10 protein-coding genes and 1 pseudogene are annotated in these 10,266 nt (G+C 73.5%); 3 read left to right on the top strand and 8 right to left on the bottom strand.

Annotation, left to right across the window (positions count from 1 at the left end):
* Together ACFU99_RS19365 and ACFU99_RS19360 are read right to left on the bottom strand one after the other, a co-directional pair.
* On the bottom strand, positions 1-1,022 hold a 1,022-nt coding region (locus tag ACFU99_RS19365), incomplete at its 3' end, for a heavy metal translocating P-type ATPase (protein ID WP_384393398.1).
* Positions 1,019-1,258: a hypothetical protein gene (locus ACFU99_RS19360; RefSeq protein ID WP_384393395.1), complete on the bottom strand. Its 240-nt coding sequence runs from the start codon at positions 1,256-1,258 to the stop codon at positions 1,019-1,021. The genes ACFU99_RS19360 and ACFU99_RS19365, both read right to left, overlap by 4 nt.
* A 339-nt stretch (positions 1,259-1,597) precedes the next feature.
* On the opposite strand from ACFU99_RS19360, the gene ACFU99_RS19355 reads away from it, so the two are divergent.
* On the top strand, positions 1,598-2,854 hold the full coding sequence (locus ACFU99_RS19355) for a cytochrome P450 (protein ID WP_384393394.1): 1,257 nt from the start codon (positions 1,598-1,600) through the stop codon (positions 2,852-2,854).
* Between the two features lie 7 nt (positions 2,855-2,861).
* Complete coding sequence (locus ACFU99_RS19350; RefSeq protein ID WP_384393404.1) at positions 2,862-3,827, top strand: L-tyrosine/L-tryptophan isonitrile synthase family protein; 966 nt, start codon at positions 2,862-2,864, stop codon at positions 3,825-3,827.
* A 19-nt stretch (positions 3,828-3,846) separates the two neighbouring features.
* Here the strand turns inward: ACFU99_RS19350 and ACFU99_RS19345 are convergent, their stop codons facing one another.
* From ACFU99_RS19345 to ACFU99_RS19335, 3 genes are all read right to left on the bottom strand, one after another.
* Complete coding sequence (locus ACFU99_RS19345) at positions 3,847-4,626, bottom strand: ABC transporter ATP-binding protein (RefSeq protein ID WP_384393392.1); 780 nt, start codon at positions 4,624-4,626, stop codon at positions 3,847-3,849.
* Between the two features lie 140 nt (positions 4,627-4,766).
* A complete protein-coding gene (locus ACFU99_RS19340; protein WP_384393390.1) occupies positions 4,767-5,837 on the bottom strand; it encodes a FecCD family ABC transporter permease in 1,071 nt (356 codons plus the stop codon).
* Positions 5,838-6,896 (bottom strand): ABC transporter substrate-binding protein, encoded by a 1,059-nt coding sequence (locus ACFU99_RS19335; protein ID WP_384393387.1) that lies wholly within the window; start codon positions 6,894-6,896, stop codon positions 5,838-5,840.
* 248 nt (positions 6,897-7,144) lie between these two features.
* Between ACFU99_RS19335 and ACFU99_RS19330 the strand changes: the two genes are divergently transcribed.
* Positions 7,145-7,915, top strand: a complete 771-nt coding sequence (locus ACFU99_RS19330) for a PIG-L deacetylase family protein (protein ID WP_384393384.1) — start codon at positions 7,145-7,147, stop codon at positions 7,913-7,915.
* A gap of 64 nt (positions 7,916-7,979) precedes the next feature.
* On the opposite strand, the gene dhaM is transcribed toward ACFU99_RS19330, so the two are convergent.
* From dhaM to ACFU99_RS19315, 3 genes and pseudogenes are all read right to left on the bottom strand, one after another.
* The gene (gene dhaM / locus ACFU99_RS19325; RefSeq protein ID WP_384393401.1) at positions 7,980-8,369 is read right to left on the bottom strand and encodes a dihydroxyacetone kinase phosphoryl donor subunit DhaM; all 390 of its coding nucleotides are present in this window, start codon (positions 8,367-8,369) and stop codon (positions 7,980-7,982) included.
* A 135-nt stretch (positions 8,370-8,504) separates the two neighbouring features.
* Positions 8,505-9,137: pseudogene (gene dhaL, locus ACFU99_RS19320) on the bottom strand (dihydroxyacetone kinase subunit DhaL); the annotation flags it as partial.
* Between the two features lie 306 nt (positions 9,138-9,443).
* The coding region (locus ACFU99_RS19315) for a DUF6114 domain-containing protein (RefSeq protein WP_384393381.1) at positions 9,444-10,266 on the bottom strand (823 nt) is incomplete at its 5' end.

Raw genomic sequence — 10,266 nt, 5'->3', positions numbered from 1 at the left:
CCGACTGCCTCGGCGCGGACTTCCAGCAGTCCGCCGGAGTTGACGGCCCCGCCGACGACGGCCGAGCCGGGCCCGACCTCCACCGGCGCGCTCTCGCCCGTGACTAGGGCCATGTCCAGCGCCGAGCCGCCCTCGGTGATCACACCGTCGGTCGCGACCCGTTCCCCGGGCCGTACGACGAAGCGGTCGCCGACCCGCAACTCCTCGATGGGAACGCTGCGTTCCGCGCCGTCGGCGGCCCGTACGAGGACCTCCTTGACCGTGAGCGAGGCGAGCGCCCGCAGCGCCGAACCGGTGGCCCGCCGGGCGCGCCCCTCCAGCATCCTGCCGGTCAGCACGAACAGCGGGACGCCGACGACCGCTTCCAGATACACGTCGGCGACGCCGCCCGTAGCCGACGGCACGAGCGAGAACGGCATCCGCATCCCCGGCTGCCCGGCGCCGCCGAGGAACAGCGCGTACGCCGACCACAGGAACGAGGCCAGCACGCCCAGCGAGACCAGCGTGTCCATGGTCGCGCCGCCGTGCCGCAGCCCGCGCAGCGCCTTGGCGTGGAACGGCCACGCCCCCCAGGTCGCGACCGGCGCGGCCAGCACGAAGCAGAGCCACTGCCAGTTGTCGAACTGGCAGGACGGGACCATGGACAGCACCAGGACCGGCACCGCCAGTACCGCTGTGATCAGCAGCCGGGTCCGTTCGTCAACACCGGCCGCGCTGCCGGGTTCCGCGGCGGAGTCCGGGCGGTTCTCCGAGCCCTGGCGCCGTTCCGGCTCCAAGTGGCGGGCGGTGAACCCGGCCGCCTCCACGACGGCGACGAGTTCGGCCGGGCTCACCGCGGCCGGGTGGCTCACCCGCGCCCGGCCCGTCGCGAGATTGACGGTCGCGCTGACCCCTTCCACCCGCCCGAGCTTCTTCTCCACCCGGCCCACGCAGGCGGCGCAGGTCATGCCGCCGACCGCCAGTTCCGTCGTGGCGGCCGTCGTGGCGTCCGACGTGGCGCCCGCCGTGGTCTCCGCGCTCATCGGACGGTCTCCGGGGCGGGCGCGCCCATGTTCTCCATGCCGTCCATGCCGCCGCCCGAACCGCCGGAACCGGAGCCGCCGCTGCCGTGCATGCCGGGCGCCACGGGTCCGACGGCCGACCCCACCGCGTAGGCGACGCCGAACATCGCGGCGAGCAGCAGGGCGAACCCTGCGAGGAGCGCGTACGGACCATACGGGGCGTATGGAGCATGCGGACTGTTTTGACGTGCTGTCATCGCCGCATCGTGGCACGGAGCGAGGGCCGCGGGAGCCGCTGAACGCCCTCCTCGGCGCGTGAGGATTGTCCCTTTCGCGCCCGGGAACCAGCGGGCTCCCGCAGCCGACTACCTGGAGATCGAAGGCGAGCGCCGAGGCCCGTAACGCTGCCTCCAGCCGCGAAATTCACCGGGAACTCGCGCCCGCCTCCGTACGACTTCTCAGGGGCCTGCCCACGACGCGGCGGTCACCGCCGTTCGACACGATCACTGCTCGGTGATCACCGCGCGACGATCACCGCTCGGTGATCGCGACTCAGTGGGTACAGCACAGTCGCACCACAGCGAGGAGAGCCCACCGTGCCCCTGCCGGACCCCTTCCCCCTCCACGGCCGCGCCTACAAGCGCGACCCCTACCCGATATACGAGGAGCTGCGCGCCGTCGGTCCCGTGCACCGGGTGCGCTTCCCCAGCGGCGTCGACGCCCGGCTCGTCACCGGCCACAGCGCCGCCCAGCAGACCCTGTCCGACAGCCGCCTCGGCAAGAACCACGACCTGGGCAACGACCGCTGGCGCGCCCGCGCCTCGATCATGCCCGAGCCCCAGCACTCGCAGCTCCAGGTCCACCTCCTGCACCAGGACGCGCCCGAGCACACCCGGATGAGACGGCTGGTCCTCGACGCTTTCGCGGCCCGCCGCGTGGAGGAATTGCGCCCCCGCTTCCAGGAAATAGCGGACGCGCTCCTCGATGAACTGCCCGCCGACGCGGACGGCACGGACCTCGTGGCGTGCTTCGCCGCCCGCTTCCCCCTTCAGGCGCTCGCCGAGGTCATCGGCCTGCCGCAGGTGCTCGCCGCTGGCTTCCGCCGCGAATGGGGCAAGGCCGTACAGCCCGTGGGGCCGGAAGACCCCGGCCGGGACGCGTACGAGGCGCTCTTGCGCGGACTCCAGGGGTTTATCGCGGACATCGTCGCTTATAAGCGGGAGCTTCCGCAGGACGACCTGCTCAGCCGTCTCGTGGCCGCCCATGGAGAGGGCGAACTGACGGGGGAGGAGCTGGACTCGATGGTCTTCCAGCTCCTCGTCGCGGGCCAGGAACCCGTCACCAACCAGATCACCACCGCCCTCATGGCCCTCTTCCGCCACCCGGAGGCTGTCGACCGACTGCGCGCCCAAAGAGAGGACACCGAACTGCTCGCCCGCGCCGTCGAGGAACTGCTCCGCTACGACTCGGCCTTCGAGCTCACGACCTGGCGTTTCCCGGTCGAGGACGCCGATCTGCACGGTACGCGCGTACCGGCCGGCGATTCCGTGATCGTCTCCCTCTGCGCCGCCAACCGCGATCCCGCGCGCTTCCCCGACCCCGACACCCTTGACCTCGACCGGGCGCAGGGCCCCCACATGGCCTTCGGCCACGGCATCCACTACTGCCCGGCGGCGGCCCTCGCGCGCGTCGAACTCCAGGTCGCCCTGGGCACACTGCTCGACCGGCTGCCGGGCCTGCGGCTCGCCGTGCCCGACGAGGACGTCGAGTGGATTCCGGCCGTGCTGGGACGCGGCGTGAACGAGCTGCCCGTCGCCTTCGACCGGCCCCGGCCCGTATGCCCTCGTGGGTGACCGGCTGATGTACGACGACCCGCAGCCGTGCCGCGACCGGATCCCCGGCATAGCGGCGCCCGCTTCCGTGGAGGCCCGGATCCTCGGCCTTCTCCTTCCGTACCACCGCACCACGGCCCCAGCCTCCGACGGCGGTCATCCGCGGGAGCACGCCGAACAGCTCGCGCAGATACGGCAGTTCACGGACATCGGCGAACCAGTCCTCTTCACCCTCCCCGGCTTCCCCTGCAAGTCCCCCAACCCCGCCAAGGTCCTCGGCCACCTGCCCGACGAGGGCGAACGGCTCTCCCTCTCCTTCCTCGACCGGCTCTGCGCCCGCGTCGGAGAGATCTACGCGCCCGGCGCGCGGATGCTCATCTGCTCCGACGGCCATATCTTCGGCGACCTCATCAACGTGCCCGATCCGCACATCGACGCGTACGGGGACGCCCTGCGCGCCATGATCCGCCGCGCGGGCCTGCGCCACCTCGGCACCTTCGACCTGCGCCAGGTCTACGGCGACATCCCGCCCGGCCGGCACGGCGAGATGCGGTCGCGGGCCACCGAGGAGTACGCGCCGGACCTCGCCGACCTGCGGGCCCTGACCCGCACCGACGAGGAGACGACCCGCCTCTACCGGGGCATCACGCGCTTCCTCGTCGAGGACACCATCGGCCACACCGGCAGCCGGTCCGCGCTCCAACGCGACTGCCGGGCCCGCGCGTACGGCGTCATCGCCCGCAGCCGTGCCTGGGGCGACCTCATCGCCGACTGGCACCCCCGGTCCGTACGGCTGTCGATCCATCCGCAGCGGCCGGACGCGGCCAAGTTCGGCATCCGCCTCCTCGAATCCGCCGACGCCTGGGCCACGCCCTGGCACGCCACCGTCCTGCGACGCCGGGACGGGAGCGCCGAGTTGCTGCGGCGCGCGGACGCGGAGCGGCGGGGACGGCTCGTCCTCCGGGACGGCCGCCCCAGCCACTACGCGGAGTAGCCCGCGGCGCGGCGGCCCCTCAGGCCGCTGCCACCGCCCTGTGGTCGAAGGCGATCAGCGGGTCCCCGGTCAGCGGGTGGTCCACCACCGCCGCCCGTACCCCGAACACCTCGGCCAGGAGCTCCGGCGTGAGGACGTCGCGGGGCGGGCCGGACGCCAGCACCGTGCCGCCGCACAGCACGTGCAGCCGGTCGCACACGGACGCCGCCGCGTTGAGGTCGTGCAGCGCGATCAGCGTCGTACGGCCCTGATCGCGCAGCAGCGTGAGCAGCTCCACCTGGTGCCGTACGTCGAGGTGGTTGGTCGGCTCGTCCAGGACCAGCACCCGGGGGTCCTGGGCGAGGGCCCGCGCCAGCAGCACCCGCTGCCGCTCGCCGCCCGACAGCGCGGAGAACCGCCGCCGGACCGCCTTGGCCATCCCCACCCGCTCCAGCGCCGCGGCCACGGCGTCCGCGTCGGCCCGGTCCTCCGCCGCGAACGCCCGCTTGTAGGGCGTACGGCCCATCGCGACCACCTCGCGGACCGTCAGCTCGAAGTCGCCGCCGCGCTCCTGGGGGAGCGCGGCGATCCGCCGGGCGGATTCCGTCGACGACAGCGAGCGCAGGTCCGTACCGTCCAGCAGCACCCGCCCGGCCTGCGGCGCGAGATGCCGGTACACGGTGCGCAGCACGGTCGACTTGCCGCTGCCGTTCGGTCCCACCAGCCCCGCGATCTCCCCCTCGGCGGCGAGGAGACTGACTCCGGAGACCACCTTGCGACCGGACAGCGACACGTCCAGGTCCTCGACCGCGATCCTCATGCCCGTTCCCGCCTCATACCTGTTCCCGCCTCATGCCCGTTCCCGCCTCATACCTGTTCCCGCCTCATGCCCGTTCCCGCCTCATGCCCGTTTCCGACTCATGCCCGTTCCCACCTGATGACCGCTCCGTCTCGCCTGCTTCACGACCGCTCCAGTCGCCGGTCCAGCAGATACAGCAACGTGGGCGCGCCGACCATCGCCGTGACCACGCCCACCGGCAGCTCCTGGTCGGACAGGGCGGTACGGGCCACCAGGTCGACCACCACCAGCAGCACCGCGCCGAACAGCGCGGAGACCGGCAGCAGCCGCCGGTGGTCGCCGCCCACCACCATCCGGCAGGCGTGCGGCACCATCAGCCCCACGAAGCCGATCGCCCCGGACACCGACACCAGCACGCCGGTCAGCACGCTCGTCACCACGAACAGCTCGCGCCGCAGCCGCGTCACGTCCACGCCGAGGCCGGCCGCCGTCTCGTCGCCCATCAGCAGGGCGTTGAGCGCGCGGGCCCGCCCCAGCAGCGCCGCGAGCCCCAGCGGCACGGCCACGGCGGGCAGCACGAGGGTCGCCCACTGGGCGCCGCCCAGTGAGCCCATCAGCCAGAACAGGACGCCGCGCGTCTGCTGCTCGTCGCCGGCCTGGAGCACCAGATAGCTGGTGAACCCCGACAGGAACTGCCCGATGCCGACGCCTGCCAGCACCAGCCGCAGCGGCGAGAACCCGCCGCCGCGCCGCGCCATCGCCCACACCAGGGCGAACGCCGCCAGCGCCCCGGCGAACGCCGCCGAGGACAGCCCGAGCCCGAGCGCGCCGCCCGCGCCCGCCCCGAGCACGATCGCCGCGACCGCGCCCAGCGACGCGCCGCTGGAGATGCCCAGCAGATACGGGTCGGCCAGCGGATTGCGCACGAGCGCCTGCACGGCCGTACCCACCAGGCCCAGCCCCGCCCCCACCAGCGCCGCCAGCAGGGCCCGCGGCAGCCGCAGCTGCCACACGATCAGGTCCTGGGTGCCGGGCACCGGGTCGCGCCCGGTCACTCCGCGCGCCACCGCCGACCACACCTCGTCCAGCGGCACCGGAGTCGACCCCAGACTCACCGAGGCGACGAGCGCGACGACCAGCGCCGCGGCCAGCCCCGCTCCGGCCCAGCCGGCCCGTACGGTCCGTACGCCGCTCTCCCGCTGCTCCCCGGAGAGCACGGCGGTCGCCGCCATCTACTTCACCCGGTCCGGGTGGATCGTGTGCGCGATGTCCCGCACCGTGTCGGCGCTGCGCACCCCGCCGATGGTGGTGCGCTCCGCGCCGATGCGCAGGAAGCGGTTCTCCTTGACGGCCGTGAGGCCCTTCGTCGCGGGGAAGGTGCGCAGGAACTCCGCGGCCTGGTCGAACGCCTTCTCGTTCGCCGCCTCGCTGCCCCGGTTGTGCACGCCGAGCTGGATCCAGTCCGGGTTCTTCGCGACCACGTCCTCCCAGCCGACCGGCTTGAAGTCCCCGTCGCAGTCGCCGAAGACATTGCGCGCCCCCGCCTGTGTGATCACGGCGTTGGCCACCTGCTTGCGGCACACGGCCAGCGGCTGCTTGGTCCCGGCGTCGAAGTCGAAGTAGAAGTACGAGGGGCGCTTGTCCCGCGGTACGTCCTTGAGCGCGTCGCGCACCGCGTCCGTCTTCTTGCGCATCCCGGTGACGAGCTCGGCGGCGCGCCGCGAGGTCCCGGTGACCTTCCCCAGCTCCTCGATGTCGGCCGTCACCCCCGACAGGTCCGTGCGCGGCCCCTTCTGCGCGGCGGCGCACGCCGACGAGCGCAGAAAGACGTGCTTGATGCCCGCGGCCGCGAACTCGCCCGGCGTCGGGGCGTCGCCCGCGCCGCTCATGTTCTTCATCGACGAGAACGAGTCGATATAGAGGTCCGCGCCGGAACCGAGCAGCTTCTCCTTGGGGATCACCGTCTTCCCCAGCACTGGCACCTTCGCCGCCCGCGCGGCCAGTTCGGCGGGCATCGTGCCCTTGCCGGGCGGGAACCCCGTACCGGCGACCCGGTCGCCCGCGCCGAGCCACAGCAGGGTCTCCAGGGCCGACGCGTTGCTCGTCACGATCCGCCGCGGCGCGGAGTCGAACGTGGTCTTCGCCCCCTCGCAGTCGGCGACGCTCACGGGGAAACCGGCGGTGGATCCCGACGCCTTCGCGCCGTCCGCCTTCGGGGCCCCGCCGCTGCCGCAGGCCGTCGCCGACAGGGCCAGCAGGCCCAGCACACCGCACCACACACGAGGGCGCATCACAAACACTCCAGGAACTCGGCATACGCGCGGGCCCGCCGCTGCGGGCCCGGACCAGGTAGTCGGACGGCGGGGCCGTACGGTTCCCGTGCGCCGCGAAGAAGCCGGACATAGCCTGCAACCCACGCGAATCGAAGAACGGCGCGAAGAAGCACGGTGCAAAGAAGCACCGCGCATCGAAGCACCGCGCAACGAAGAACGGCGCATCGAAGAACTGAAGGAATGGAACGGACGAAAGGGAAGCGGAGATGGCCGCTACGGACACCGACCGGAACGACGGACCGCCGCTCGCCGAGACGCTCGCAGAGATGCCCGACGACTGGCAGCGCGCCCTGGCGATCGTCGCCCACCCCGACGACCTCGAATACGGGGCATCAGCGGCCATCGCCACCTGGATCGACGGCGGCCGCGAGTTCTCCTATCTGCTGGCCACCGTCGGCGAGGCGGGCATCGACAGCATGGACCCGGCCGAGGCCGGGCCGCTGCGGCAGCGGGAGCAGCACGCGAGCGCCGCGGCGGTGGGGGTGCGCAGCGTGGAGTTCCTCGGCCACCGGGACGGCGTCATCGAATACGGCACCGCGCTGCGCCGCGACTTCGCCGCCGCCATCCGCGCGCACCGCCCGGAGCTCGTACTGACCCTCAACCACCACGACACCTGGGGCGGCACCTCCTGGAACACCCCCGACCACCGGGCCGTCGGCCGGGCCGTGCTGGACGCCGTCGCCGACGCCGGGAACCGCTGGATCTTCCCCGAGCTCGTCGCGGACGGCCTGGCCCCGTGGAACGGCGTCCGCTACGTCGCCGTCGCGGGCTCTCCTCAGCCCACCCACGCCGTGGACGCGACCGCGGGCGTCGACCGGGCCGTCGCGTCGCTGCTGGCCCACCGCACGTACATCGAGGCCCTCACCGACGAGGAGCCGGAGCGCTACTGCCGCTCGTTCCTGGAGGGGAACATGGCGGCCGCGGCGCCCCGCTTCGGCGGCCGGCCCGCGGTGACGTTCGAACTCTTCGGCGGCTGAAGGGGCTCGAAGAGATGATGTCGGTAAGGGGCGGGAGCCCATGGAGTCCGCCCCTTACCGACGCTCAGACCTTCCGGTAGCTCCGGGCGTCGTCCGTGGCCGAGATGACCATGTCCGCGTCGCCTCCGACCGAGGCCGTCACCAGGGCCGCCACCGCGCCCTCCACGAACGGCGCGTCCGCGATGCGCAGGTCCTTGGGCACGCCGTCCTCAGCGGGGGCGTTCAGGATCTCCTTGACCGTCAGGACGGCGCTGCCCATGTCGCAGAGCACCACGACGCCCTTCCCGCCGTCCACGTCCTTGATCGCCTGTCGGATCAGCTCCGCGCTGGTGCCGATGGAACCGTCGGGCAGGCCGCCCGCCGCGGCCACGGGCGCCGGGTCGCCGGTGCCGACGAGGGCCTTCGCGAGTTCGGCCGTCGAGGCGGCGACATCGCGGCTGTGCGAGACGAGCACGATACCGACGCGCGCGTCCTTCTCCTTCTCCGCCTTCTTCTCCGGCCGCGCGCTGTCCGCTACGGGCGCGGCGCCCGTCTTCTCCTCGGCCGCCGCCTCGCCCTCCGCGGCCTCGTACAGCTCCGGCAGCCCGGTGTCCGTGGCCTCGTACAGCGCGGTGATCAGCATCGCCGTCGAAGCGGCCCCGGGGTCCTCGTGGCCGATGCTGCGTTCGCCGAGGTAGCTGGCCCGGCCGCGCCGCGCCTGGAGCGGCACCGTGGACTCGGCCCCCTCGCACGCGGCCCGTGCCGCCGCGTCCAGCGCCGCCGTGACGTCGCCGCCGCTCTCCAGGGCGGACGTGTACGCCTCGGCCGCCGGGGCCAGCGCGTCGACCATCGTGGCGTCGCCGGGCGCGGAGTCGCCCAGCCGCCGCACGCTGGCGACCGCGGCGGTCAGCGCCTTGCCGAGCGCCTGCGGCTCGACGACGGCGTCCTCGCCGAGCACCTTGCCCGTGCGGCGCAGCACGGTCCCGTACAGCGGCCCGGACGCGCCGCCGACCGTGTTGGTCAGGTGCATGCCGACGGCGGTCAGCAGCGCCCCCGGCGTGGCGGGCGCCTCATCGGCGACGACGCGCGCGGACGAGGTGAAGCCGCGCTTGAGGTTGGCGCCGTGGTCGGCGTCGCCGATGGCGGCGTCGAGGTCGGTCAGGTGCGGGGCCTCGGCCACGAAGACCTGCGTGGCGCGGGCGAGGAAGCGGCGGAAGAAGGCCGTATCGAGGGTGACGGACATGGGCGGCGGCTCCTCTTCGCGGGGGGTGGCCCGTACGGGCCTTTGCCCTGCTCAGCGTAGCGCTGCCACCGGTCGGAGGGGCTCCGCGACCACGCGCCGGGGGCGGCCGGGCAGCCGGTGGGGGAGCGGTGGGGCGCGTGCCCGCCGGACGCGACGGGCAGCCGCATGACGGCCGAACCGAGCACCGCGCCGCGGAACGGCAGCCCGTACGCCCCGGCCGCCGCGTCCCCGTGGCTGCCCCGATGGCGAAGGCGCGGAGTCGCGTGGCCCGGATCGCGGTCATGACGGGTATCGCGGCATGACGGGTTACGACTCGGCGGGGCCCCCGCCGCCCGGCGTCCGCAGGGTCAGTCCGTCGGCGACGATGAGGTCCGAGGTGACCAGCGCCTGCTCGGCGTCCACGTTCGTCATGAAGACGAACGGCGGCACGACGGGCGGCACGGGCAGCTGGTCGGGGGTGAAGGTGAGGCAGAGGAGGCCCTCCAGGCACCCGCTGAACTTGGTGAGGTAGAGCGTGACGTTCCCGCTGAGGTCCAGTTTCCGCGCCCCCAGGGCCAGTTCGGGGCCGCCGTCGCGGGTGGTCAGCCGGTAGTCGGTGAGGGAGGCGGCCCGCATCTTGAGCACCATGGCCTTCACCGGGCCGTCGGCGGTGGGCACCTCGGTGACTCCGGCGAGGAGGAAGCCGTTCGGCGCGAACAGCGAGGTGGTGACGGTCGGCGCGCGCGCCGCCGCCGGAACCCCTTCCGCCGCTTCGGCGCCGCGGTCCGGCGGCGAGGCGACCGCGGCCAGCAGCACCACGGGCAGCACGGCCGCCAGTTTCCTGGACCCCGGATCGTCCCGCACCGCCGGCAGCCGCGCGGTCGGCTCCTCGCCCTCTCCTTCCCGCCCGGCCGCGGTCGCGGGCGAGGTCGCGGGCGGTCTCACGGGCGTCCAGCCGAACCCCATCGCGCTGCCCGCGATCCCCAGCCCCATCCCGACGAGGAACCCGCCCAGGTTCGTCGCGGCGAAGGAGAGCACCGACAGGATCAGCGCGTTGACGCTCACATAGTGCCGCGCGCCGGGCGCGCACCACAGGAAGATCCCGGCGGCGATCAGCGCCAGCCCGATGCCGATCGCCGCCAGCCCGCCC

The organism is Streptomyces sp. NPDC057654, from assembly GCF_042800135.1.
In the GTDB taxonomy this organism is placed as follows: domain Bacteria; phylum Actinomycetota; class Actinomycetes; order Streptomycetales; family Streptomycetaceae; genus Streptomyces.
This window is presented reverse-complemented; position numbering and strand designations above follow the sequence as displayed.